Origin of the sequence: uncultured Amnibacterium sp. (genome assembly GCF_964250715.1) — a bacterium.
Classification (GTDB): domain Bacteria; phylum Actinomycetota; class Actinomycetes; order Actinomycetales; family Microbacteriaceae; genus Amnibacterium.
Genome location: NZ_CAXUGX010000006.1, coordinates 68,027 through 92,268 on the forward strand (window position 1 = coordinate 68,027; position 24,242 = coordinate 92,268).

Annotated in this window: 25 protein-coding genes; 18 read left to right on the top strand and 7 right to left on the bottom strand. The window is 70.6% G+C overall.

Annotated features, from left to right (window positions below):
• The first annotated feature begins 40 nt into the window (after nucleotides 1-40).
• Entirely contained in the window at nucleotides 41-1,438 is a 1,398-nt protein-coding gene (locus tag ACFE7H_RS07725; RefSeq protein ID WP_375400646.1) for a glucose-6-phosphate dehydrogenase, read from the top strand.
• Between the two features lie 20 nt (nucleotides 1,439-1,458).
• Here the strand turns inward: ACFE7H_RS07725 and ACFE7H_RS07730 are convergent, their stop codons facing one another.
• Nucleotides 1,459-2,523 carry an App1 family protein gene (locus ACFE7H_RS07730; protein WP_375400647.1) on the bottom strand — a complete coding sequence of 355 codons (1,065 nt, stop codon included), beginning with the start codon at nucleotides 2,521-2,523 and terminating at the stop codon, nucleotides 1,459-1,461.
• Between the two features lie 131 nt (nucleotides 2,524-2,654).
• On the opposite strand from ACFE7H_RS07730, the gene ACFE7H_RS07735 reads away from it, so the two are divergent.
• The 4 genes from ACFE7H_RS07735 to ACFE7H_RS07750 are packed head-to-tail and all read left to right on the top strand — an operon-like array spanning nucleotide 2,655 to nucleotide 6,005.
• Nucleotides 2,655-3,566, top strand: coding sequence for an ABC transporter ATP-binding protein (locus tag ACFE7H_RS07735; protein WP_375400648.1), 912 nt, complete (start codon nucleotides 2,655-2,657; stop codon nucleotides 3,564-3,566).
• Entirely contained in the window at nucleotides 3,566-4,264 is a 699-nt protein-coding gene (locus ACFE7H_RS07740) for an ABC transporter permease (RefSeq protein ID WP_375400649.1), read from the top strand. Before ACFE7H_RS07735 ends, ACFE7H_RS07740 begins: the two co-directional genes overlap by 1 nt.
• Nucleotides 4,264-4,998: an ABC transporter permease gene (locus tag ACFE7H_RS07745; protein WP_375400650.1), complete on the top strand. Its 735-nt coding sequence runs from the start codon at nucleotides 4,264-4,266 to the stop codon at nucleotides 4,996-4,998. The genes ACFE7H_RS07740 and ACFE7H_RS07745 overlap by 1 nt, the downstream gene beginning before the upstream one ends.
• Nucleotides 4,999-5,015: 17 nt before the next feature.
• Nucleotides 5,016-6,005 (top strand): ABC transporter substrate-binding protein, encoded by a 990-nt coding sequence (locus ACFE7H_RS07750; protein WP_375400651.1) that lies wholly within the window; start codon nucleotides 5,016-5,018, stop codon nucleotides 6,003-6,005.
• Between the two features lie 112 nt (nucleotides 6,006-6,117).
• On the opposite strand, the gene ACFE7H_RS07755 is transcribed toward ACFE7H_RS07750, so the two are convergent.
• Nucleotides 6,118-6,753, bottom strand: coding sequence for a DedA family protein (locus ACFE7H_RS07755; RefSeq protein ID WP_375400652.1), 636 nt, complete (start codon nucleotides 6,751-6,753; stop codon nucleotides 6,118-6,120).
• A 242-nt stretch (nucleotides 6,754-6,995) separates the two neighbouring features.
• Here ACFE7H_RS07755 and leuS point away from each other — a divergent pair, with 242 nt between their 5' ends.
• The 4 genes from leuS (at nucleotide 6,996) to holA (ending at nucleotide 13,942) form a co-directional block, all read left to right on the top strand.
• Nucleotides 6,996-9,536 carry a leucine--tRNA ligase gene (gene leuS, locus ACFE7H_RS07760; RefSeq protein WP_375400653.1) on the top strand — a complete coding sequence of 847 codons (2,541 nt, stop codon included), beginning with the start codon at nucleotides 6,996-6,998 and terminating at the stop codon, nucleotides 9,534-9,536.
• 359 nt (nucleotides 9,537-9,895) lie between these two features.
• Nucleotides 9,896-10,528, top strand: a complete 633-nt coding sequence (locus tag ACFE7H_RS07765) for a helix-hairpin-helix domain-containing protein (RefSeq protein ID WP_375400654.1) — start codon at nucleotides 9,896-9,898, stop codon at nucleotides 10,526-10,528.
• Entirely contained in the window at nucleotides 10,525-12,924 is a 2,400-nt protein-coding gene (locus ACFE7H_RS07770; RefSeq protein WP_375400655.1) for a ComEC/Rec2 family competence protein, read from the top strand. Before ACFE7H_RS07765 ends, ACFE7H_RS07770 begins: the two co-directional genes overlap by 4 nt.
• 10 nt (nucleotides 12,925-12,934) lie before the next feature.
• The gene (gene holA / locus ACFE7H_RS07775; protein ID WP_375400656.1) at nucleotides 12,935-13,942 is read left to right on the top strand and encodes a DNA polymerase III subunit delta; all 1,008 of its coding nucleotides are present in this window, start codon (nucleotides 12,935-12,937) and stop codon (nucleotides 13,940-13,942) included.
• 141 nt (nucleotides 13,943-14,083) lie between these two features.
• Here the strand turns inward: holA and rpsT are convergent, their stop codons facing one another.
• Nucleotides 14,084-14,344: a 30S ribosomal protein S20 gene (gene rpsT / locus ACFE7H_RS07780; protein WP_375400657.1), complete on the bottom strand. Its 261-nt coding sequence runs from the start codon at nucleotides 14,342-14,344 to the stop codon at nucleotides 14,084-14,086.
• 213 nt (nucleotides 14,345-14,557) lie between these two features.
• On the opposite strand from rpsT, the gene ACFE7H_RS07785 reads away from it, so the two are divergent.
• Nucleotides 14,558-15,739, top strand: coding sequence for a pyridoxal phosphate-dependent aminotransferase (locus ACFE7H_RS07785; protein WP_375400658.1), 1,182 nt, complete (start codon nucleotides 14,558-14,560; stop codon nucleotides 15,737-15,739).
• Between the two features lie 22 nt (nucleotides 15,740-15,761).
• On the opposite strand, the gene ACFE7H_RS07790 is transcribed toward ACFE7H_RS07785, so the two are convergent.
• Nucleotides 15,762-16,238, bottom strand: coding sequence for an NUDIX domain-containing protein (locus ACFE7H_RS07790; RefSeq protein ID WP_375400659.1), 477 nt, complete (start codon nucleotides 16,236-16,238; stop codon nucleotides 15,762-15,764).
• A gap of 182 nt (nucleotides 16,239-16,420) precedes the next feature.
• On the opposite strand from ACFE7H_RS07790, the gene lepA reads away from it, so the two are divergent.
• From lepA to ACFE7H_RS07810, 4 genes are read left to right on the top strand one after another with little or no spacing between them, the layout of a single operon-like run.
• A complete protein-coding gene (gene lepA, locus ACFE7H_RS07795) occupies nucleotides 16,421-18,268 on the top strand; it encodes a translation elongation factor 4 (protein ID WP_375400660.1) in 1,848 nt (615 codons plus the stop codon).
• Entirely contained in the window at nucleotides 18,265-18,927 is a 663-nt protein-coding gene (locus ACFE7H_RS07800; protein WP_375400661.1) for a DUF1990 family protein, read from the top strand. The genes lepA and ACFE7H_RS07800 overlap by 4 nt, the downstream gene beginning before the upstream one ends.
• Nucleotides 18,924-19,082 (top strand): hypothetical protein, encoded by a 159-nt coding sequence (locus ACFE7H_RS07805; protein ID WP_375400662.1) that lies wholly within the window; start codon nucleotides 18,924-18,926, stop codon nucleotides 19,080-19,082. The genes ACFE7H_RS07800 and ACFE7H_RS07805 overlap by 4 nt, the downstream gene beginning before the upstream one ends.
• A gap of 12 nt (nucleotides 19,083-19,094) precedes the next feature.
• Nucleotides 19,095-19,451: a DUF1990 family protein gene (locus tag ACFE7H_RS07810; RefSeq protein WP_375400663.1), complete on the top strand. Its 357-nt coding sequence runs from the start codon at nucleotides 19,095-19,097 to the stop codon at nucleotides 19,449-19,451.
• Nucleotides 19,452-19,493: 42 nt separating this feature from the next.
• Here ACFE7H_RS07810 and ACFE7H_RS07815 read toward each other — a convergent pair whose 3' ends face one another.
• Nucleotides 19,494-20,228, bottom strand: coding sequence for an HAD family hydrolase (locus ACFE7H_RS07815; RefSeq protein WP_375400664.1), 735 nt, complete (start codon nucleotides 20,226-20,228; stop codon nucleotides 19,494-19,496).
• Between ACFE7H_RS07815 and hemW the strand changes: the two genes are divergently transcribed.
• The 3 genes from hemW (at nucleotide 20,227) to ACFE7H_RS07830 (ending at nucleotide 22,077) form a co-directional block, all read left to right on the top strand.
• On the top strand, nucleotides 20,227-21,450 hold the full coding sequence (gene hemW / locus ACFE7H_RS07820) for a radical SAM family heme chaperone HemW (RefSeq protein WP_375400665.1): 1,224 nt from the start codon (nucleotides 20,227-20,229) through the stop codon (nucleotides 21,448-21,450). The genes ACFE7H_RS07815 and hemW overlap by 2 nt on opposite strands.
• 79 nt (nucleotides 21,451-21,529) lie before the next feature.
• Entirely contained in the window at nucleotides 21,530-21,790 is a 261-nt protein-coding gene (locus ACFE7H_RS07825) for a type II toxin-antitoxin system Phd/YefM family antitoxin (protein WP_375400666.1), read from the top strand.
• Nucleotides 21,787-22,077: a type II toxin-antitoxin system RelE/ParE family toxin gene (locus tag ACFE7H_RS07830; protein WP_375400667.1), complete on the top strand. Its 291-nt coding sequence runs from the start codon at nucleotides 21,787-21,789 to the stop codon at nucleotides 22,075-22,077. The genes ACFE7H_RS07825 and ACFE7H_RS07830 overlap by 4 nt, the downstream gene beginning before the upstream one ends.
• A 14-nt stretch (nucleotides 22,078-22,091) precedes the next feature.
• Here the strand turns inward: ACFE7H_RS07830 and ACFE7H_RS07835 are convergent, their stop codons facing one another.
• Nucleotides 22,092-22,523 carry a DUF4870 domain-containing protein gene (locus tag ACFE7H_RS07835; protein ID WP_375400668.1) on the bottom strand — a complete coding sequence of 144 codons (432 nt, stop codon included), beginning with the start codon at nucleotides 22,521-22,523 and terminating at the stop codon, nucleotides 22,092-22,094.
• A gap of 25 nt (nucleotides 22,524-22,548) precedes the next feature.
• The gene (locus tag ACFE7H_RS07840; RefSeq protein WP_375400669.1) at nucleotides 22,549-22,968 is read right to left on the bottom strand and encodes a DUF4870 domain-containing protein; all 420 of its coding nucleotides are present in this window, start codon (nucleotides 22,966-22,968) and stop codon (nucleotides 22,549-22,551) included.
• 230 nt (nucleotides 22,969-23,198) lie between these two features.
• On the opposite strand from ACFE7H_RS07840, the gene hrcA reads away from it, so the two are divergent.
• Complete coding sequence (hrcA, locus tag ACFE7H_RS07845) at nucleotides 23,199-24,239, top strand: heat-inducible transcriptional repressor HrcA (protein ID WP_375400670.1); 1,041 nt, start codon at nucleotides 23,199-23,201, stop codon at nucleotides 24,237-24,239.
• The last annotated feature ends 3 nt before the right edge of the window (nucleotides 24,240-24,242 follow it).

Sequence of the window (24,242 nt, forward strand, 5' to 3'; positions counted from 1 at the left end):
TTCGCGCTGCTCCCAGCCCGGACTTCCTACACTCACAGCCGTGAGCGACTCCACAACACTCCTGATCCTCGGCGCCAGCGGCGACCTGACCGAGCGCCTGCTGCTGCCGGGGCTCGGCAGCCTGATCGCCGGCGGTGAGCAGACCGATCTCGACCTGCTCGACGGGCTGACGGTGATCGGCTCCGGCCGCAGCGAGAAGTCGACCGAGGAGTGGCGCGGCACCGTGAAGACGGCCTTCGAGTCGACCGGTGCGAAGGGCGACCTGGCGAGTCGGACCATCGACGCAGCCGAGTACGTGGTCGCGGACCCGACCAAGCAGGACGACTGGCGCGGGCTGCTGCAGAAGGTGCAAGGCGACCTGATCGTCTACTTCGCCCTGCCGCCCAGCGTGGTCGCCACCGTCGCGAACGTGCTGGCCGACCTGGATCTGCCCGAGCACACGGAATTGGCGCTGGAGAAGCCGTTCGGCAACGACGCCGAGGACGCCGTCCACCTGAACGAGCAACTGGCGAAGGTCGTCTCGGAGCAGCAGATCCACCGCGTCGACCACTTCCTCGGTCATCGCGTCGTGCTCGCCACGCTGGCCCTGCGCTTCAACAACCGGCTGTTCGAGCCCGTCTGGAACGCCGAATCGGTGGAACGCGTCGAGATCACCTATGACGAGGAGTTGGGGCTGGAGGGCCGCGCCGGCTACTACGACACCGCCGGGGCGCTCCGCGACATGCTGCAGTCGCACCTGCTGCAGGTGCTCTCCGTCGTCGCGACCGAGCCGCCGGCCAGCATCGCTGAGATCGATCTGCGCGACGCGACCGCCGCCGCGCTGCGGGCGACCGCGCTGTGGTCGGGCGATCCCGTCTTCCCGAACACGACGGCGCCCAGCCGCCGCGCCCGCTACACCGCGGGCGAGGTGGCCGGGCGGCACTTTCCGGACTACGCCAGCGAGGAGGGCGTGGATGCGGATCGCGGCACCGAAACGCTCGCCCAGATCGCCCTCGAGGTGCGCACGGCCCGGTGGGCAGGCGTGCCCTTCATCCTGCGCTCCGGCAAGGCGATCGGGCAGCCGGCCGCCTCCATCGTGCTGACGCTGCGCCCGGTTAACCACCGGCCCGACGGGCAGACCGGCGACGGCCAGGCGGAGCGCATCGTGCTCGGCTTCAAGCCGCCTCGGGTGTCGCTGTCGCTGACCGCCGAGGGCGGGAGCATGCCGTTCGAGTTGGAGCCGGGCACCGTCGACGGCGACCTGCCGAAGAGTGCCGTCACCGAGTACGGCGAGGTGCTGCGGGGCGTGCTGGGCGACGACCCCACCCTGTCGGTCCGTGGCGACGTGGCGGTGCAGTGCTGGCGCATCGTGCAGCCCGTGCTCGACAGCTGGTCGAAGAACGAGGTGCCGCTCGAGGAATACGCGGCAGGCACGAAGGGCCCCGCCAGCTGGACCTGAGGTGATGCGCCCTCAGCGGCTCACAACAGTCCCGCGTCCTGCAGCGCCGTGACCATGCCGCGGCCGTCGGGGGCGTAGTGCCAGTCGACGTCGGTCTCCGCCTCCCACTCGGTCGAGCGGGACCGGCCGCCCGCCAGCACCGCCTCGCTGGGGGAGAGCTGCCGGATGCAGACGGCGGCCACGTTGTCGCGGTGCTCGCGGGCGAAGCGTCCGTACGTCTCCTCGTCGTGCTGCCCGTCGTCGCCGATCAACAGCCAGCGCACGTCGGGGAACTCGCGGGCGAGCCGGTTCAGTTGCGCCACCTTGTGCGCCCGTCCGCTGCGGAAGATGCGGTCGGGGGTGGGTCCCCAGTCCGTCAGCAGCAGCGGCCCCGGCGGGTACAGGTTGCGGCTGAGAAAGCGGCGCAGCGTCGGCGCCGCATTCCACGCGCCTGTGGAGAGATAGATGACCGGGGCTTCCGGATGCGACCGCCGCACGCGGTCGTAGAACACCGCCATGCCGGGGGTCGGGGTGCGCGCGTGCTCGTCGAGCACGAAGGTGTTCCAGGCCGCGAGCAGTGGCCGCGGCAGGGCGGTGACCATGACCGTGTCGTCGATGTCGGAGACGACGCCGAACGGCACCGCGGGATCCAGCACGAACACCGGCGCGTCGATCCCGGGTGCATCCGGATCGTGCGGATCGTCGACCACCAGGGTGACGGTGTGCCAGCCCGGCTCGAGCGCCGCTTCGAGCGTGACGTCGATCACCCCTCCGCGGTCCGTGCGAACCTGATGCCGGCGGTCGCCGACCGTGACCGTGACGCCGATGTCGTCGACGGGCACACCCGTGAAGCTGCGCCAGCCGCGCACCGACTCGTCCGGGTGCCGAGAGCGGGAGTTGCGGGTCAGCAGCACCCTGCCGAGCACCCGGACCCACGCGGTGGAGCCGTAGCCGACGTACGGGATGATCGTGGGCAGCAGTCCGTGCCGGCGCGCCCGCTGCTCGCGGAACTCGCGCACGGCGTCGGCGATGCGCATGGCCCGTCCGATCACCTGCTCGACGGGCGTCGTCGGCTGCTCGCCGGTGTCCGTCGCGGGATCGGTCATCCGGTCAGCCTTTCAGACAGCGCTGACACAGGGCGTAGCACTGCCGCGGTCCGTCACCGATCGCGGCATATGATTCCGGTCGGCGCCGGCGGGCGACCGGTTCCTGATCTGATGGCGAGAGGCGATCGGCCGTGCCCATCGAGTTCCGCAATGTCGGCAAGCGGTATCCAGACGGTACGACCGCGGTCGAGGACTTCTCGATCACCATCCCGTCGCGGTCCACGACCGTCTTCGTCGGCTCCTCCGGCTGCGGCAAGACCACGCTGCTGCGCATGATCAACCGCATGGTCGAACCGACGAGCGGCCAGGTGATCGTCGACGGCAAGGACGTCGCGACCGTCCCCGCCGTCGCACTGCGCCGGGGCATCGGCTACGTAATGCAGAACAGCGGCCTGCTGCCGCACCGCACCGTGATCGACAACGTGGCGACCGTTCCGATGCTCACCGGCGTGCCGAAGAAGAAGGCACGGCAGGATGCGCTGACGCTGCTCGACACGGTCGGGATCGACCGGGCGATGGCCGAACGGTATCCGGCGCAGCTCTCCGGCGGACAGCAGCAGCGCATCGGCGTGGCCCGCGGGCTGGCGGTCGACCCGAACATCCTGCTGATGGACGAGCCGTTCGGCGCCGTCGACCCGATCGTGCGCGACGAGTTGCAGCGCGAGCTGCTGCGGCTGCAGCGCGACCTGGGCAAGACCGTCGTGTTCGTCACCCACGACATCGACGAGGCATTCCTGCTGGGCAGCCAGGTCGTGATCCTGGAGCGGGGCGGCCGCATCGCGCAGGCGGGCACGCCGCAGCAGATTCTGGCGAACCCGGCCAGCGACTTCGTGGCCGACTTCATCGGCGCCAAGCGCGGCAAGCGCCGGCTGAGCGTTCAGGCCGGCGGGCTCCAGGGTGGCGCCAACAGCGACGACGTGCTGCTGGTCGACGCGAGCGGATATGCCGCGGGCGTCGTCAGCGCGCCGGGCGGCGTGCTGGCCGGTGCCGGCGTGAAGGCGCGCAGCGTCTCGAACAAGACCGACCAGGCGGGCGACGCCTGATGGATTGGGTACTGAGTCACCTCGGGGACATCGGCATGCTGACCCTGGCGCACATCGCGCTCAGCGTTCCGCCGATCGTCATCGGGTTCGTGATCTCGGTACCCCTCGGGTATTGGGCTCGCAGCTCGCGGGTGGCACGGTCGGTCCTGCTGAACGTGGGCAACATCCTGTACACGATCCCCGGGCTGGCGCTCGTCGTGCTCATCCCGGTGTTCCTCGGCTTCAGCCTGATCAATCCGCTGAACATCGTGCTCGCATTGACCGTCTATGCGGTCGCGATCATGGTGCGGTCTGCGGCCGACGCCTTCGGCTCGGTCTCCGCCGACGTGCGCCAGTCGGCGACGGCGCAGGGCTATTCGCCGGTGCAGCGGTTCTTCCAGGTGGAGTTGCCTCTCGCCGGACCCGTGCTGCTGGCCGGCGTGCGCATCGTCTCGGTCAGCACCATCAGCCTGGTGACCCTGGGGTCGCTGGTCGGCATCCACAACCTGGGCGACTACCTGACGGACGGATTCCAGCGCAATTTCCTGCTGGAGGCCGTCGTCGGCTTCGTGATGGTGCTGATCATCGCGGCGGTCTTCGACCAGGTGCTCGCCCTGATCGGTCGCCTACTGCTGCCGTGGAACCGGCTCGGCCTCACGCGCGGCGCGGCGCGGGCCCGGGTGGAAGCGATCCCGGTCAAGGTCGGCGGGGTGCTCTGATGCTGTTCCTGCAGGGCATCGCCTGGATCTTCGACGGCGCCAACTGGGCGTCCGTGAACAGCGGCCTCGGCATCGGCGGCGAGATCCTCGCGCACCTGTTCCTCAGCGTGATCTGCATCCTCATCGCGATCGTGATCGCCGTCCCGATCGGGTTGTACATCGGGCACACCGGCCGCGGCCGTGGGCTGGCGATCGTCGTGGCGAACGTCGTGCGAGCGTTCCCCACGCTCGGTCTGCTGTCGATCCTGCTGCTGCTGTTCGGGCTCGGCCTGCCGCCGACCGTGTTCGTCTTCGTGCTGCTCGGTCTGCCTCCGCTGCTCGCCGGCGCGTACGCGGGCCTGGAGTCGATCGACCGGCAGACCATCGACGCGGCGCGGGCGATGGGGATGACCGAGTGGCAGATCCTGGCGCGCGTCGAGGTGCCGCTCGCTGCTCCGTTGCTCGTCGGCGGCCTGCGCAGCGGCGCGCTGCAGATCATCGCGACGGTGACGCTCGTGTCGAATTTCGGTACCGACAGTCTGGGCGCGTTCGTCATCTCCGGCATCGCCAGTCAGAACTACGTCGAGATGGTGGGCGGAGCCGTGCTCGTCACGGTGCTCGCCTTGGCGGTCGACGGCCTACTCGTACTCGTCCAACGAACGGTCGTGCCGCGCGGGGTGTCCCGCGGCACGGACAGCACCACCACAGCACGCGGTCGGCAACTGCCGACCGCACCAACCGCGACACCCAGCTGATGAAGGGAACGAACACCATGGCAATCACACGCAGAGGCATCAGGACCACAGGCATCACTCGCAGGGGCGTGCTCGGCACCGCGGCGGTCCTCACCGCCACCGCGTTCGCGCTCACCGGCTGCGCCAACTCCAGTTCGCTGAACGGCTCCGGGTCGTCACCGAGCGCGAGCTCCGCAGGCGGTACCAGCGCCAGCGCCGCAGCCAGCCCGATCACGATCGGCTCGGCCAACTTCCCCGAGAACGTGGCGCTCGCTTACATCTACGGCGACGCGCTGCAGAACGCCGGATTCGATGTCAGTTACAAGGTGAACATCGGCGCGCGCGCCGCGTACATCGCCTCGCTTCAAAAGGGCGACATCAACCTGGTGCCGGAGTACGCGGGCAGCATCCTGTCGTTCCTCGACAAGAACGCGAACGCCAAATCGGGCGACGCCGTCAAGGCCGCGCTCGACACCGCGCTCGACAAGGTGAAACTGAAGGCCGGAGCGTTCTCTGAGGCGGCCGACTCCGATTCACTGAACGTCACTCCGGAGTACGCGAAGAAGAACAAGCTCACCTCGATCGCCGACCTGAAGGGTGTCAGCGGCGTGACCGTCGCTGCGAACCCCGAGTTCGCGACCCGTCCCGACGGCATCCCCGGATTGAAGTCCGTTTACGGCCTGACCGACATCAAGTTCAAGGCCATCAACGACGGCGGTGGCAACACGACGTTGAAGGCGCTGACCGGCGGCCAGGTGCAGGTGGCCGACATCTACTCCACGACGCCGTCCATCCTGGCGAACAAGCTGGTCACCCTGACCGACCCGAAGAACCTGTTCGCGTCGCAGCAGATCGTGCCCGTCTACTCCGCGAGCGTCGATTCGACCAAGCTGACCGACGTGCTGAACAAGGTGTCGAGCACGCTGACCACCGCCGATCTGCTGGCCATCAACACGAAGATCTCGGGGACCAGCAAGACCGACCCGAAGGACGCCGCGGCCGACTACGTGAAGAGCAAGAGCCTCTGAGCGGCCGCCGGCTTCCGACCCTCGCGCGGTAGCTGTGGCGTCGCGCGGTGTGCATGCATACCGCGCGACGCCACACGCACCGCGCGAGGGTGGGCTTGCGTCTGAGCGCGGGTCAGGAGTGGGTGGTGCGCCGTTCGAATCGGTGCAGCAGGCGCTTGCCCATCACGACCGCGACCAGGAACACCACGATCACGGCCAGGACGATCCAGCCGGCGAAGTGCAGGGTTCCCGACAGCTCCCGGAAGCTGCGGCCCGCGGCGGTGCCGACGGAGACGTAGAGCAGCGCCCAGGCCACGCACGCGGGCGTGGTCCAGGCCAGGAACCGCCGGTACGGGTACTCGCTCATCCCCGTCGTGACCGGGACCAGAGCGTGCAGCACGGGCAGGAACCGGCTGATCAGGATGGCGACGCCACCGCGGCGCTGCACCCAGTGCTCGGCGCGCAACCACTGCCGCTCGCCGATGCGGCGTCCGAGGCGCCCCGTCCGCAGTCGGGGTCCGAACCACGCGCCGATCAGGTACCCCACCGACTCGCCGGCCAGCGAGCCCGCGATCACGGCGAGCAGCAGCAGCAGCCAGTCCAGGGCGTCGTGGTTGGCCGTACTCGTGACCAGCACCAGCGTGTCGCCGGGGATGAGCAGTCCGACGAACAGGGATGTCTCGGCGAACATGCCGACGAATGCGACCACGAACCGCCAGGCGCCGATGGCCGCGACCGCTTCCAGGGCGTCGGTCAGCGCTGCATCCACCGCTGCTCCTTCGCATCCCGGCGTATCCCGGCGTATCTCGGCAGAACCCGCGTCGTCATCGACGGTCCTGAGGGACCGCCGCTGCACGGTCATCGGTACACGGTGTTCGGTGCGCCCGACCGGAGCGTTTGTGCTGATCCGCGCCGGATGCACGCCGGCGTACGGCCCGCGTTCAGCGTAGGGGAGGCGTCCCCTACAGTTGGAGGCTCCGCCCCCATGTTTCGAGGAAGTTTCGTCCGACCGTGCCTTCGACCGACCCCGACCAGGTGCCCGAGTTCCGCGCGCTGCAGGAGAAGTGGCTTCCCGTCTGGGATCGGATGCAGTCGTTCCGCACCGGCGACGCGGGCGACACCCGCCCGCGCAAGTACATCCTGGACATGTTCCCGTACCCCTCCGGCGACCTGCACGTGGGGCACTCGGAGCAGTACATGCTGGGCGATTTTCTCGCGCGGTACTGGCGGCAGCGCGGCTTCACGGTGCTGCACCCCATCGGCTGGGACTCGTTCGGCCTGCCGGCGGAGAACGCCGCCATCAAGCGCGGGGTGAACCCGCGGGACTGGACCTACGACAACATCGAGCAGCAGCGGGACACGTTCCACCGCTTCGGCGTCAGCTTCGACTGGACGCGGGTGCTGCGCACCTCCGATCCCGAGTACTACCGCTGGAACCAGTGGCTGTTCCTGCAGCTGTATGAGAAGGGCCTCGCGTACCGCAAGGACAGCTGGGTCAACTGGGATCCGGTCGACCAGACCGTGCTGGCGAACGAGCAGGTGCTACCTGACGGCACCTCCGACCGCTCCGGCGCCGTGGTGGTCAAGAAGAAGCTGACCCAGTGGTACTTCAAGATCACCGACTACGCCGACCGGCTGCTGGACGACCTGAAGCAGCTGGAGGGCACCTGGCCGCCCAAGGTGCTGGCCATGCAGCGCAACTGGATCGGGCGGTCCAACGGCGCCGATGTCGACTTCGTCATCGAGGGCCGCGACGAGCCCGTCACCGTCTTCACCACCCGGCCCGACACGCTGCACGGGGCGACGTTCATGGTCGTTGCGCCGGACGCCGACCTGGCGGCCGAGCTGGTGGCCGAGGCGGATCCGCAGGTGCAGGCGCGCTTTCTGGAATACGTGGCGCAGGTGCAGTCGAGTACCGAGGTCGACCGGCTCAGCACCGACCGCGAGAAGACCGGCGTATTCCTCGGCAGGCATGCACTGAACCCGGTGACGGGGGAGCGCATCCCCATCTGGAGCGCCGATTACGTGCTGGCCGACTACGGGCACGGCGCGATCATGGCGGTACCCGCGCACGACCAGCGCGACCTGGACTTCGCGCGCCGCTTCGACCTGCCGGTGCGCGTCGTGGTCGACACGACGCAGCTGGTGACCGGAGCGGTGCCGGTGATCGATGTCGACCGCTTGAGCGAGCCGCCGGCCCTGCTCGATCCGGGCCAGACCGGCATCGCGCTGACCGGGGACGGCCGGCTCACCGACTCCGGCGCCTGGAACGGCCTCAGCCGCAAGAACGGCATCGCGCGCGCGATCAAGGACCTGGAGGAGTCCGGGCGCGGCCGTGCCGCCAAGAACTACCGGTTGCGGGACTGGCTGATCTCGCGGCAGCGGTACTGGGGCACACCCATCCCGATCATCCACGGCGCCGACGGCACGGAGTTCCCGGTCCCGGAGGACCAACTGCCGGTCGTGCTGCCCGATCCGCAGGGCCTCGACCTGCAGCCGCGCGGCACGTCGCCGCTCGGCGCGGCGACCGACTGGGTCACCGTGCCCGACCCGCGGGACGGCACGCCGGCGCGGCGCGACCCGGACACGATGGACACCTTCGTCGACAGCTCCTGGTACTTCCTGCGCTTCCTCTCCCCGCACGACGACACGCGCCCCTTCGACCCTGCGGAGGCGGAGAAGTGGGCGCCGGTCGACCAGTACGTCGGCGGCGTGGAGCACGCGATCCTGCACCTGCTCTACGCGCGGTTCATCACCAAGGTGCTGTACGACCTGGGCTACGTCGGCTTCACCGAGCCGTTCAGTGCGCTGCTGAACCAGGGCATGGTGCTGTCGGGCGGCGCGAAGATGTCGAAGAGCCGCGGCGGCGTCGACCTGGGCGAGGCGATCCAGACCTGGGGTGTCGACGCGATCCGCCTCAGCATGGCGTTCGCCGGTCCGCCTGAGGACAGCGTCAACTGGGAGGACGTGCACCCCGCGGGGTCCGGACGGTTCCTTGCGCGGGCGCTGCGGCTGGCGTCCGAGATCACGAGTCGCCCCGACGCGGTGTGGGCCACCGGGAACGAGTCGCTGCGGCGGGTGACGCACCGGCTGCTGGCCGATGCGCCGGGGCTCGTGGAGTCGTTCAAGTTCAACGTGCTGGTCGCTCGGGTAATGGAGTTGACGAACGCCGCCCGCAAGACCCTCGACTCGGCCGGTGGGCCGGCGGACGCCGCCGTACGCGAGGCCGCCGAGACGATCGCGCTGATCCTCAGTCTGGTTGCGCCGTTCACGGCGGAGGAGATGTGGGCGCGGCTCGGCTACGACGCCACGGTCGCCCTGTACGGGTGGCGCAAGGCCGATCCGACGCTCTTGGTCGAGGATGCGGTGACCGCGATCGTGCAGGTCGACGGCAAGGTGCGCGACCGGCTGAGCGTCTCCCCGAAGATCTCGTCCGAGGACCTGGAACGGCTCGCAACCGCGTCCGACTCCGTCCGCCGCTCGGTCGGCGGGCGCCGCATCGCCCGAGTTGTCGTGCGGGCGCCCAAGGTCGTGAGCATCGCGACTGAATGATTGTCGCGCCGCCGTTCCGGCGGCTGGGCCCCTGGCCCCTGCCGGGCCAGGGAGAGTCGTGGGTAGTCCGGTCGGCCGAACGAGTCGGCCGACCTCCCGACCCGGCGCCGGGCGCGGGCGGGAGTCGTGAGGGCAGCGCCTCCTGCAACCGTGCCGCTGTCTGCTCGGATTAGGGACAGCTGACCCTGCGCGCGCATGGGCACACGTCGCGGATCTGGGCTGACTCGGGGAGGAGTGTGCTGCAGCAGGAGCGTCCACTCCGTGGCGTCCGGTCCTCCACAGGGGAGCCTGACAACGGATCGTGTCGGTGCGAGTTGGTGCGGGCTCGACGGGCCGGCGCGCGCGCGTAGCTTCCCCGCGTGGATCCGCTGCTGCAGAAGATCGTCACTCCGCTCGCTGCGCCTCGGCGACGGATTCTCGCCGCCATCGTGGCGGTAGGCGGCATCGTCGTACTCGTCGGTGCCGTCCTCATCTCCGCGCTGGGGGCGGGCGCGGGCGGATCGACGACCAGCTACCCGGTTGCGGCGAACACGCCCCGCCTCGCCGCTGCCCCCGCGCCCACCCCGTCGGCGCTGCTCGTGCAGGTCGGCGGTGCCGTCCGCCACCCCGGGCTCGTCTCGGTGCCGGCCGGAGCCAGGGCGGTCGACGCCGTCACGGCCGCCGGCGGGCCCACCGCGCGGGCCGACAGCACCGCACTGAACCTGGCGGCTCGGGTGGTGGACGGTCAGCAGCTCGTCCTGCCCGAGCGGGGACGGGCGGGAGCCGTCGCCGCATCTCCGTCATCGGCTGCGCAGAGCGGTACGCCGGTCAGCCTCAGCACGGCATCGGAGGTGGAGCTGGAGACCCTGCCCCGGGTCGGCCCGGCGATGGCCGCGAGGATCATCGTGTACCGCACCGCCCACGGGCCTTTCGCGGCCACGACCGACCTGATGAAGGTCGCCGGGATCGGGCAGAAGACCTTCGACTCCTTGAAGGACCTCGTGCTGCCGTGACGACGGTGCGACCCGTCCGCCGCGTCGTCCGCGGCCTGGTCCTGCCCGCCACGATCGCTTGGGCGATCGCCGCGGGCGTCGTCGGGTACCCGATCGCAGCGCCCTGGTGCGTCGGGGGCGGGATAGTCGCGATGCTCGTCGGCGTGCTGCTGCGGGTGCGCGGCACCGCCGTCCGGCATCGAGTTGCGGTACAGATCCTGGCGACCGGTGGCGCGTGTGCGGCCGTCGCGCTCGCGATCGTGATGCAGGCGCCCGCGCACCGTCCGCCGCCGCCGACCGCGGACCCGGTACCAGTGGTCGTGCGTGTGGAGGCGGTGACGTCGGTGCCGGCGCGGACCGGTGCCCCGGGCACGCGACTGATGGTCAGGGGAACCCTCGCCTCGATCGGCGAACCGGTCGTGCGCGGGACCGACGCGCCCGTCGTGGTGTTCCCCGACACCGTGACCCGGGCCGAGCGCACGCCCGGCGCGTCCATCGGCTTCGTCGGACGGGTGCGTCCCGTCGAGCCGGGATTTGACGCCGCCACCGTCTCGGTCGTGGGCTCGATCCGGCTGACGGAGCCGGCGCCCGGCTGGCAGCAGGCGGCCGCCGACCTGCGCGCAGGGCTCGTGCAGCGGGCGCAGACCCTGCCCGGAGACGGGGGCGTGCTGCTGCCGGGCCTTGCGATCGGGGACACCGGCCACGTCGACGAGACCCTGCGCGACGCCATGCGAGCCGCCTCCCTCAGCCATCTGACGGCGGTCTCCGGCGCCAACTGCGCCGTCGTCACGGTGGCGGTCTTCGCGGTCGCAGGGCTGCTGCGGCTTCGGCGCGGAGTACGCGTCGCGGTCGCGGTCGCCGCGCTCGCCGGTTTCGTCGTGCTCGTCACACCGCAGCCGAGCGTGCTGCGCGCGGCCGTGATGGCGCTCGTGGCCCTGGGCTGCCTCGCTGCCGGAAGGCGGGTGGCGGGCCCGCCCGTACTGGCGGTCGCTGTGCTCGTGCTGCTGGTGCAAGACCCGTGGATGGCGCTCGACGCCGGCTTCGTGCTCAGCGTCCTCGCGACCGCCGGCCTGCTGCTGCTGACGGCACCGATCGCCGACGCGCTCGAGAAGGTGCTACCCCGACGGCTCGCCCTCGTGCTGGCCGTGCCGATCGCCGCCCAGCTGGCGTGCCAGCCGGTCTTGATCCTGCTGCAGCCGACCGTGCCGGTCTTCGGTGTGCTGGCCAACCTGCTCGCCGAACCCGCCGCTCCGCTCGTCACCGTGCTCGGCCTGCTCGCCTGCCTGCTGCTGCCCGTCGTTCCGCCGCTCGGCGGGGCGCTGGCGCTGCTCGGCTGGGTACCCGCGGCATGGATCGCGGCGGTCGCCCGCTATTTCGCGGGTCTGCCTGCGGTTCCGTGGCCCGGCGGCGTGCTGGGTCTGCTGCTCGCGGTCGCGGTGGTCGTCGCAGGTGTCGTCGCGCTCGCCCACCGCGCAGGCCGCGTGGTGCGACTCGTCGCCGCCGGATCGGTTGTGCTGCTGGTCGTCGGGATGGTCGGCTGGGCGGCCGGTGGCGCCCTCGCGCGAGCGGTGACGCGGCCCCCCGACTGGCGGTTCGCCGCGTGCGATGTCGGTCAGGGCGATGGGCTGGTGCTGAACGGGGGAGGCGGCCACTACGTCGCGATCGACACCGGTCCCGCGCCGGGACCGATGCTGCACTGCCTCCGCGACCTGGGCGTGTCCAACCTCGACCTGCTGATCCTGACGCACTGGGATGCCGATCACGTGGGCGGGGTGCGGGCGCTGATCGGGCGGGTGCATACCGCGCTGGTGGGACCCGACAGCCGACCCGCCACCGTCGCGCTCCGACGCGACCTTCGGGCCGGTGGCGTGCGGATGATCGCGGCGCACCGGGGCATGGTGCTCGACGTCGGCTCGTTGCACGTCGACGTGCTCTGGCCTCCGGAGTCGTTCCGCGGAGTACCGGCCGGGGCGGTGTCGACCGGGGCGGTGTCGACCGGGACGGTGTCGACCGGGGCGATGTCCACCGGGAATACCGCCAGTGTCACCACGCTCGTGACCGGCGGCCTCAGCGGCCTGTTCGCAGGTGACCTCGACGAGGCGACGGAGAACGCCATCATGGCGCTCGGCCCCCTGCCGCACGTCGACGTCGTCAAAGTGGCGCATCACGGCTCCGCGAACAACAGCGCCTCGTTCTACCGCGCGCTCGCGGCCCCCGTCGGGCTGATCTCGTGCGGCGCGGGCAACGACTACCACCACCCGACTGCCCGGCTGCTGGCGATGCTGCGCGCCGCGGGCACCCAGCCGATCCGTACGGACGAGGACGGCATGATCCTGGTCAGCCCCGCCGCCGGAGGCACCGCGCGGGTGTGGACCGAGCGACCGGTGACCGCCGCCGTGTGGACACCGGCCGAGTAGCGTCGTCACCGTGGCGAACACCCGCGCCAGACCGCGCATCCCGACCGTGGCGTGGCACGAGGTGCGGCCGGCGCCGGTCGTGCTCGTCACCGGCCCCGAGACGGTGCTGGCCGAGCGCACCGTGCAGCGACTACGGGATGCGATGACGGCCGCCGACCCCAGCCTGGAGGTCCACGATCTGGACGCGAGCGCCGCGGCACCGGGCGACCTGGCGACAGTCGCCAGCCCGTCCCTGTTCGGCGAGCCCCGGCTGGTCCGGGTGGCGAGCGTCGAACGGATGACCGACGCCTTCCTCGCCGAGGCCCTGTCCTACCTGCAGAGCCCCGCCGACGACGCGGTGGTCGTCCTGCGGCACGGCGGCGGCGTACGGGGCAAGAAGCTGCTCGATGCCATCCGCGGCGGCGCGGGCAGCGGCATCGAGGTCGCCTGCGCCGAGGTGAAGCGCGACTCCGACCGCTTGGAGTTCGCGGCGGCCGAGTTCCGCGCCGCCGGCAAGCGGATCAGTCCTGCCGCGCTGCGCCTGCTCGCCTCCGCCTTTCAAGCCGACCTGGCCGAACTTGCGTCAGCGTGCCGGCAGCTGATCGCGGACGTCCGCGGCGACATCACCGAGTCGACGGTCGAGACCTACTACACGGGCCGCATCGAGACGAACGCGTTCGCGGTCGCGGACGCGGCGCTCGCGGGCCGCCGCGGGGAGGCGCTGCTGCTGCTGCGCCATGCGATCGCGGCCGGCGCGGATCCGGTCCCGATCGTGGCGGCGATCGCCTCCAAGCTGCGGACGGTCGCGAAGGTTTTCGACGCCCGCGGCAACGGTGCGGCGGTCGCGCGCGAACTGGGCCTCGCTCCATGGCAGGTGGACCGCGCCCGCCGCGACGCCGCCGGCTGGCAGGCGGAGGGACTCGGCCGCTGCATCATCGCCCTGGCGGACGCGGACGAGAAGGTCAAGGGCGCCGCTCGCGACCCGCAGTTCGCCGTCGAGCAACTCGTCGGTTTGATCGCCTCCCGAGGCGACCTATAGGCGCAGTGCCTCCCGAGGCGACCTATAGGCGCAGTGCCTCCCGAGGCGACGTAGAGGCGCAGTGCCTCTCGTGGCGACGTAGAGGTGCAGCGCCGGTCGTCGCGTGCCGGATACCCGGGCGCGGTCGGAGGGTGACGCGCGTCAGAGCGCGGCGACCTGCTTGGCGATCGCGGACTTGCGGTTGGCGGCCTGGTTCTTGTGGATGACGCCCTTGGAGGCGGCCTTGTCCAGCTTGCGGTTGGCGACACCCAGCGCGACGAGGGCCTGGGCCTTGTCGCCGGCGGTTATGGCGCGGTGCACGGCGCGCACGTGGGTCTTCAGCTCGCTCTTGACCGCCTTATTGCGGTCGTGCGACTTCTGGTTGGTGATGATGCGCTTGATCTGCGACTTGATGTTGGCCATGCTTCATCTCTTTCGTACGGAGGGCCTGATCGGGCCACGGCGGGAAGGCCGTCGGCGCGGAAGGCCGAGTGTGTCGCTCCGCTGGACGCGGTGCGGAAAGCCAGCGGGCAACGATACCAGTCGCCTCAGCTGCCTACCACCGCCCGCCAACTCCGACCGCCCACCACCGCCCGCCATCCCCGACCGCCCACCGCGCGGCTAGCGTGGACACCCATGCCACGCTTCGCGCCGAACACCGTCGCGGTGCCTCACTCCGGCATCCGCCGCATCCACGAGATCGCCCTGCGGATGGACGACGTGATCGGCCTGGCGGTGGGCGAACCCGACGTGGCCGTGCCGCCGCACGTGTTACGGGCGGCCAGCGAGGCGTGGCTGGCCGACGACACGAACTACACCGCCAACGCCGGGATCGCTCCGCTGCGCGAGGCGATCGTGCAGAAGCTCGCGGATCTCAACGGCGTGCAGGTGGAGGTCGAGCAGGTCTGGGTGACGCAGGGTGCGACGCAGGCGCTGTACCTGGCGCAGAGCCTGGTGCTCGCGCCCGGCGATCAGGTGCTCGTCCCCGATCCCGGCTACACGACCTTCACGATGGGCGCGCGGATGCTGCAGGCCGAGCCCGTGCCCTACCGGCTGCTGCCCGAGCACGGCTTCGAGCCCCAGGTGGCCGAGTTGGAGCGACTGGTGACGCCGGCGACGCGCGCGATCATCGTCAACTCGCCGTCCAATCCGCTTGGCGTCGTGTTCGGCGAAGCGGTGCTGCGATCGCTGCTCGCGTTCGCGGAGCGGCACGACCTGTGGGTGATCAGCGACGAGGTGTATGAGGCGTTCACCTTCGACACTCCGCACATCAGTCCCGCGTCGCTCGACGACAGCGGCCGCGTCCTCGGCGTCTACTCGTTCTCGAAGACGTACGCGTTGACCGGCGGTCGCGTCGGCTACCTGGTCATCCCGCCGGGGAACGCCGCGACCATGCGGACCTTCCAGGAGGCGATGATCTCCTGCGTCGACACCCCCGCCCAGCGCGCAGCGCTGGCGGCACTGACCGGTCCGCAGGACGCTGTGGACGCGGCGCGGATGCACTACCGCGGCAACTTCGCGGCCGCCGCCCGGCTGCTCGACGAGCGGGGCCTCACCTATCTGACGCCGCAGGGCGCCTTCTACCTGTGGATCGACATGACCCACGTCTCCGGCGGCGATGTGGCGGGATGGGCGGAGGGCTTTCTGCTCGACCAGCGCGTCTCGGTCGCCCCGGGCAGTGCGTTCGGGGCGAGCGGCGAGGGCTGGATCCGCGTCTGCCTGGCCGCCAGCCGCGCCGACCTGCTGACGGGCCTCGGCCGGCTGCCGGTACCCGACGGCCTCAGGTCCGAGCCGCGCCCGGAGACCGCCGCGGTCTGAGAGCATCGCAGCCCCGAGCGGATCACGGTTCAGGGGCACGATCCAGAATCACGTCGCCACCGGCCAGCGCATGCCGCAGCCGAAGCGCGTACCGGTCGGGCATCGGCGGCAGCGCGTCGAGCGGGAACCACCCCGCATCGGTCGACTCGTCGTCGCCGACCGCGGGCTCGCCCGAGACGTGCCGCAGCAGGTAGGTCAGGTTCGTGTACTGCGTCCGGTCGCCGTTCGCGTAGGCGAACTCGGGCGTCACGGTCACGGCGGCCAGCCGTTCGACCCTGGCGACGATGCTCGCCTCCTCCAGCACCTCGCGCTCGGCGGTGTCGGCGGTGTGCTCACCCGGCTCCACGATGCCGGCGACGGGCGACCAGTCGCCGGAGTCGGCCCGCCGCACGAGCAGCGTGCGGTCACCGTCCAGCACGACCGCGGTGACCCCGACGAGCCAGAGCGCCTCATGCCCGATCCGCTCGCGCAGCCGCAGGATGAACTCCGGCGTCGGCACCCGGCGACCCTACCGACTCGCCCGCCGCTCCGCCCCCTGCCTCCTCCCGTCCCGACAGCAGGATCACGTCCCGTCGGCAGGTCCGTGGTCGACCAGCAGCCTGCTGTCGGGACCTGGTCCTGCCGTCGTGCTCTGCGGGGGAGCCCGGGGGACGGCGAGGCGCGTGGAAGACTGAGGTCGTCATGGCTCCCCGCGCTTCGGTTCCCCTCGAACCGGCGGCCACAGCTCCGCAGTCGCTCCGCAACTTCTGCATCATCGCGCACATCGACCACGGCAAGTCCACGCTGGCAGACCGGATGCTCGGTATCACCGGCATCGTCTCCGACCGCGATGCGCGGGCGCAGTACCTGGACCGTATGGACATCGAGCGCGAGCGCGGTATCACCATCAAGAGCCAGGCGGTACGGATGCCGTGGGCCGTGGGCGGTCAGACATATGCCCTGAACATGATCGACACGCCCGGGCACGTCGACTTCACCTACGAGGTGTCGCGCTCCCTCGCCGCCTGTGAGGGCGCCATCCTGCTGGTGGATGCCGCTCAGGGCATAGAAGCGCAGACCCTCGCGAACCTGTACCTGGCGTTGGAGAACGACCTGGAGATCATCCCGGTCCTCAACAAGATCGACCTGCCCGCGGCGGAGCCGGACAAGTACGCCGCCGAGCTCGCCAACCTGATCGGTGGCAGCCCCGACGACGTGCTGCGCGTCTCCGGCAAGACCGGCGCGGGCGTTGCGGCACTGCTCGACCGGGTCGTGGAGCGCATCCCCGCCCCCCGCGGCGACCCGGACGCGCCCACCCGGGCGGCCATCTTCGATTCCGTCTACGACGCCTATCGCGGCGTCATCACCTACGTCCGCATGGTGGACGGCCACCTGAGCGGTCGCGAGCGTGTGCAGATGATGTCCACCCGCGCCAGCCACGACCTGCTGGAGATCGGCGTCTCGTCGCCCGAGCCCAGCCCGACCAAGGGCCTCGGCGTCGGCGAGGTGGGCTACCTGATCACCGGGGTGAAAGACGTGCGCCAGAGCAAGGTCGGCGACACCGTCACCACCGCCGCCAATCCGGCGACGACGGCGCTGCCCGGCTACACCGAGCCGAAGCCGATGGTCTTCTCAGGCCTCTACCCGATCGACGGCTCCGACTACCCCGACCTGCGCGAGGCGCTCGACAAGCTGAAGCTCTCCGACGCCGCCCTCGTCTACGAGCCGGAGACCTCGGTCGCGCTCGGCTTCGGCTTCCGCTGCGGCTTCCTCGGCCTGCTGCACCTGGAGATCGTCACCGAACGCCTCGACCGCGAGTTCGGCCTGGACCTGATCACGACCGCGCCCAGCGTGATCTACGAGGTGCACACCGACGACAAGAAGCAGGTCACGGTCACGAACCCCTCCGAGTTCCCGGTCGGCCGGGTGTCGAGCGTCTTCGAGCCCATCGTGAAGACGGCCATCCTGATGCCGAAGGAATATGTCGGCACGGTGATGGAACTGTGCCAGAGCCGCCGCGGCAGCATGCTCGGCATGGAATATCTGGGTGAGGATCGTGTCGAGCTGCGCTACTCCATGCCCCTCGGGGAGATCGTCTTCGACTTCTTCGACCACCTGAAGAGCCGCACGCAGGGCTACGCGTCGCTCGACTACGAGCCGTCCGGGGAGCAGGAGGCCGACCTGGTCAAGGTGGACATCCTGCTGCAGGGCGAGCAGGTGGACGCCTTCAGCGCGATCGTGCACCGCGACAAGGCGTACGCCTACGGCGTGCTGATGACCGAGCGGCTGAAGAAGCTGATCCCGCGCCAGCAGTTCGAGGTGCCGGTGCAGGCGGCCATCGGTGCGCGCATCATCGCGCGGGAGTCGATCCGGGCGATGCGCAAGGACGTGCTGGCGAAGTGCTACGGCGGTGACATCACCCGCAAGCGCAAGCTGCTGGAGAAGCAGAAGGAGGGCAAGAAGCGCATGAAGACCATCGGTCGGGTCGAGGTGCCGCAGGAGGCGTTCATCGCCGCGCTCTCCGGCGACACCGAGAAGGCGGCCAAGTGACCGGAGTCATCCGCAGGGCCGGCTGGGTGGAGCCCGAACGGGGGCTGAACTACGCCGCCATCGGAGCGACGTCGACCGAGGCGGTGTTGTCCTACCCGCCGGAGGGCTTCCGGCCCGCGCAATCGCATCACCGTATCGGCAGCGGAGCGAGCCGGTTCGAGCTCGCCGGCCGCGAACTGATGACCTGGGGCGCCCTGCGGCGCGCCGGCGTGATCGTGCGCGACATCGCGGCGGAGCCGGGGCGCCCCGACTCGGGGCGTGTCGACCCGGTGCGTGGCGAGCCGTCCGGGCAGCGGGGCGGGGGCACCTCGCGCGCGCGGTTCCTCGAGGACGGCACGCCGTGGGTCACCCCGGGCATGACCGCCACCCTGGTCGTCGGCGGCCCTCGGGCACCGGAGGCGCCGGTGAAGGTGGTCTGGGTGGTCGACGAGCCCGGCCGCATCGGGTTCGCCTACGGGTCCCGGCCAGGCCATCCGCTGCAGACCGAGCACCTGCTGCTGCTGGAACATGCGGACGACGACTCGGTCTGGCTCACCTGCCGGTCCATTGCCCGTCCGGCGGGCAACCGCTGGCTGCCCTCCGCGATCGCGTACGGCCGACGCCAGCGCGACGCCGAGCGGCGCATGCTGACGGCGCTGCACCCCGTCCACACCGCGTGAGCGCGGCAGCCACCACCTATCGCTTCACGCCCGGCACGGTACTGACTGACGTCACGCCATCCGGTTTCCGAAGGCAGGCGCGCGCCGCGATCATCGGCACCGGGCCCGGCGACCTGACCCGGCTGGGCGCGCAGGTCCTCGACTGGCAGCTGTAGCGCCGTATCGGCATGCGGGTGGTCGACGAGGCGGGGCAGGATGCGCCGTCCGTCCGCGAGGGGCTCGACAGCCGCCTCAGCGTGCCGCTCGTCGTGGTGTCGGGCGCGGAGGTGCGCCTGTTCGCCCCGACCCGCGTCGTGCGGGTCCTGCAGACGGATCGGACGGTCGGGTTCGCCTACGGCACCCTGCCCGGCCATCCCGTGCGAGGGGAGGAGTCGTTCGTGCTGCACCTGCGCGACGACGGACACGTCCTGCTGGAACTGCGCACCCTCTCCCGCACCGCGCTGCCGTTCGCGCTGGCCCTGCCGCTGGCCCGGGCATTCCAGGCGCGATACGCGGCCCGCTACCTGCGCGCTCTGCTGCCATGAATCGCAGGGGCTGTGGGCCCAGCGTGAAGAGCGCGCCGGTGATCAGAGGGTGGCGAGCGCCGCCAGCACTGCGGGGAGGCCCTCGACCAGGTCCGGGACGACCGCGATCGCGCTCGTCTCTCGCAGCACGTCCTCGCTGAAGACGCCCGTCGCCACCGCGATGAACGGGAAGCCGACCGCGTCCGCGGCGGACCCGTCGCTCGGGGTGTCGCCGAGGATCACCGCCGTGGAGCCGGCCAGATCCTGCGCCGCTGCCCGCGTGATGTCGGAGCGGACCAGCGCCCGGTCCCCGAAGTAGGAGTGCGCCCAGTCGAAGCGGTCCACCGGCAGCCCCGCGCCGGCGAATTTGAACCGCACCCGCGCCGGCGAGTTGCCGGTCAGCAGGCCGTTGACCCACCCAGCGTCCGCGACGGCCGCGAGCGCCTCCGGCACACCCGGAGCGAGCTGCCGCGCGGAGGGACCGGCGTTGCCGGCTTCGGACAGCTCATCGAGCCGGGCGCTGACCCGCGGCAGCAGCGCGGGGTCGAGCCCGTACTCCGTCAGCCGCTCGCTGATGATCTGCGCGTCGGTCTTGCCGTGTTCGCCGGGATGCGCGCCGACGGGCTCGAACCCCGACACGTCGCGGATGGCGTCGTCGTACAGCAGCCCCGCCCGGCCCCCGTTCCTCAGAATCGTCCCATCCACGTCCCAGAGCACGATTCGGGTCCTGTTCGTCGCGCCCCCGCTCCCCGGCCGGACGGGACGCGCGTCTTCCTGTCCGAAGATGGGGAGAGTCATGCCTTCGATTCTGCCCGTCGCCGATCCGGCTCCCGCCGACGGGGCCCTCCCGGCCAGTGCTGCCGAGGGAGCGGCGGAGCGGGACTTCGGCGTGTACCTGCACGTGCCCTTCTGCCGGGTGCGCTGCGGATACTGCGATTTCAACACCTATACGGCCGACGAGCTGCGGGGCGCCCGGCGGCAGGACTTCGCGGGCCAGGCGGGTCTCGAGGTCGCGTTGGCGGCGCGAGTGCTGGCCGATGCCGGCCTACCGGCTCGACCGGCGTCGACGGTCTTCTTCGGCGGTGGCACGCCCACCCTGCTGCCGTCAGCGGACCTGGCCGCGATGCTGGCCGCCGTCCGCGACGTGGTCGGCCTGGCCGCGGACGCCGAGGTGACGACGGAGGCCAACCCCGACTCCGTCACTCCGCGCTCGCTCGACGAACTGGCCGCAGCCGGCTTCACCCGCGTGTCCTTCGGCATGCAGTCGGCGGTGCCGCACGTACTCGCGACGCTGGACCGCACCCACGATCCGGCCCGCGTGCCCGACGCCGTCGCCTGGGCCAGAGCCGCCGGCTTGAACGTCAGCCTGGATCTGATCTACGGCACGCCGGGGGAGTCGCTGGCCGACTGGCGCAGGTCGCTCGACGCGGTGCTCGCACTCACCCCCGACCACGTCTCCGCCTACGCGTTGATCGTCGAGCAGGGAACGGCGCTCGCCCGGCGCATCCGCAGCGGGCTGCTTCCCGCGCCGGACGACGACCTGCAGGCCGACCAGTACGACCTGGCCGACGAGCTGCTGGCCGCCGCCGGCTACGGCTGGTACGAGGTGAGCAACTGGGCGCGCGACGAGCGGCACCGGTCGCGCCACAACCTGGCGTACTGGACCGGGCAGGACTGGTGGGGCGTCGGCCCCGGCGCGCACAGCCACCTCGGCGGCGTGCGCTGGTGGAACGTCAAGCACCCCGCCGCCTACGCGCAGCGAATCACCGCCGGTCTGTCGCCGGCGGCGGGCCGAGAGACGCTGGACGAGCCGACCCGGGCGCTGGAGCGGGTGCTGCTGGAGTCGCGCCTGGTCTCCGGCCTGCCGGTCACCCGACTGCAGACCGGCGGTCGACGGGCGGTCGCCGGCCTCATCGCCGACGGCCTGATCGAGGGCCCCGCGGCCGTCCACGGCCGGGTCGTGCTCACCCGTCCGGGCCGGCTGCTCGCCGACGCGGTGGTGCGCCGGCTGACCGACTGAGTCCGGTCAGACTTCTTGTGGGGTGAGTATCGGCTAGGAAATTGGCCCAAAGCCAGGCTAGTCTGGGGCGGTGCGAACCATGTCTGTCAGCGAGGCCAAGGACAAACTCTCAACCCTGGTCGAGAGTGTCGAATCGACCCACGACGCCGTGGTCATCACTCGCCACGGCAGGCCTGCCGCCGTCCTTATGTCGCCAGAGGATCTTGACTCCCTGCAGGAGACGCTGGCGTGGCTCTCCGATCCCGACCACGCGGCCGAGATGGCCGAGGCAGAGGATGACGTCGCCGAGGGACGCATGTTCTCCCTTGAGGAAGTGCGCGCGCAGCTGGCGAATCGGTGACGACCGAGCCCTACCGCGTCGAACTGTCCAGACCTGCCGCACGTGCGCTCGGCCGGCTCAACCCGAAGCTGGTCGACGCCGTACTCCGTTTCCTCGACGGTCCGCTCACGGAGAACCCGTTGCGGGCGACGAAGCCCCTCGGAGCCGAGCTTGAGGGGCTCCGAGCCGGTTACGTCGGTATCGCCTACCGAGTTCTCGTGCGAATCGACGAGGACGAGCGGCTCGTACAGGTGATGCGCATCGCCCACCGCGCCCACGTCTACCGCCCTGAGAAGAGCGCCTCGTAGGCGCGCTGGGTGCGCTATTTCACGAACGGGATCGACAGCGGGTAGCGGTAGTCGGTGCCGCGATTCGCCGCGACGGCGGCCAGGATGCTGAAGATCAGCACAACGATGCTGACCGCGATCGTCACCAGAATGCCGACGAGGATGATCCACAGGATGTAACCGACCACGCTGATGATCGCCATCGTGATTTGGAAGTTCAGCGCCGATGCGGCATTGCGCTTGACGAAGGCGCTGCGGTCCTTCGCGATCAGGTAGACGATCAGCGCCGGGATGAAGCTGAAGAAGATGCCCCCGATATTCGCGAGCGTCATGTAGAGGCGCTCGTCGCTCGGCGAGAGGGGCTGCCCGGGCACCGGCGCGGAGTAGTCGGGCACGGCGTTGGGCGGTGCGGCATTCGGCGGCACACCGTTGGACGGATCAGGGCTCGGCGGCAGGTCGTTCGTCATCGGGATTCCTTCCTGAAGTCCGCGACTACTTGATCAGTCGCAGGTTGACCGGGTAGCGGTAGCTGCCGCCTCCGTTGACGCGGATACCGCCGAGGATCGAGAAGACGATCACCGCCATGTACAGCGCGATCTGGACGAGGCCGACCAGGAAGCCGATGGCGATGAAGACCAGTGCGATGCCCGAGGGCAGTGCGCCGGCGATGCCGCCGAGGATGACCTGCACGATGATCAGCACCACGTAGCCGATCAGCGCCGTGATGATGAAGTTGAGCGCCTCCTTCGACTCCTGACGCACCCGCACGCTGCGGTCCTTCAGGATCAGGAAGATCAACAGCGACGGCAGCAATCCGAGGATGTTGCCGAAGTGGGCGAGGCTGGCCCACAGCTTCTCGTCGCTCGGGCTGAGCGGCTGCGCGGCATACGGCTGCGGCGTGGGGCTTGTCATGGTCGTACTCCTCGGCGTTCAGGACGGTTCGTGATGCGGCACCCTCGTGCCCTCCGACGACGCGCTGACAGCAGGCCACGGTGCGCACCGACAGCATTGTCAGGTTGCGCACAGGATAACCGGATATGTCGCGCCGTGGCAACGACCGGGCTGCTGCGGTCGACGGTAGAATCAGCAGTCGACCGCGTCGAGTGCAGGCAACCGGCGCGCGGATGGACGAGCGGGGTGCCATGGTCTCGGAACGCGGACTCGAGGTGCTGCGCGTCATCGTGCAGGACTACGTCGCCTCCCGCGAGCCGGTCGGTTCCAAGACGATCGTCGACCGATACGGCTTCGGAGTCTCGGCCGCCACCATCCGCAACGACATGGCGGCGCTGGAGGAGGAGGAGCTGATCGTCGCGCCGCACACCTCCTCCGGGCGGGTGCCCACCGACAAGGGCTACCGCATGTTCGTCGACCACCTGGCCGACGTGCGGCAGATGACCGGCGCGCAACGGCAGGCGATCCGCACCTTCCTCGGCGCCGGCAACGACCTGGACGACGTGCTCGGCCGCACCGTGCGCATGCTGTCGCAGCTGACCAGCCAGGTCGCGCTCGTGCAGGTGCCGGTCCTGCCGCGCTCGCGGGTGCGGCACGTCGAGCTGGTCCCGCTGTCCGCGGCCCGGCTGCTGGTGGTGCTCATCACCGACGGGGGGCACGTCGATCAGCGCACGGTGGAGCTCCCCGGGCGCTCCGCCGCCGACGAGGCGGGCGACGCCGAATTCCTGGCCGACCTGCGGGCCCGGCTGAACGCCTCGCTCGTGGGGCGCCTGCTGGCCGAGACCCCCGCGCTGCTCGCCGACCTGGCCGCGGCGTTCCCCGCCGAGCGGGAGCCCGTCGTCGGCCGGATCGTCAGCGCGCTCACCGCTCAGGTCGACGACCGCCGTCAGGACCGCCTGGTGATGGCCGGCGCGGCCAACCTGGCGCGCACCAGCCGCGACTTCCCCGGCAGCATCCTGCCGGTGCTCGAGGCGATCGAGGAGCAGGTCGTGCTGCTGCGCCTGTTCAGCGAGATGGAGCTGGACAGCCACGGCGTGTCGATCTCGATCGGCCGCGAGAACGCCTCCGCCGGGCTGACCGAGACCTCGATCCTCGCGGGCGGCTACCGTTCCTCTGCGGGCGAACTCGCCCGCGTGGGCGTGCTCGGCCCCACGAGAATGGATTACTCCGGCAACATCGCGGCCGTCCGCGCCGTTGCCCGGTACCTCTCCAAGCTGCTCGGCGACGAGTGATCC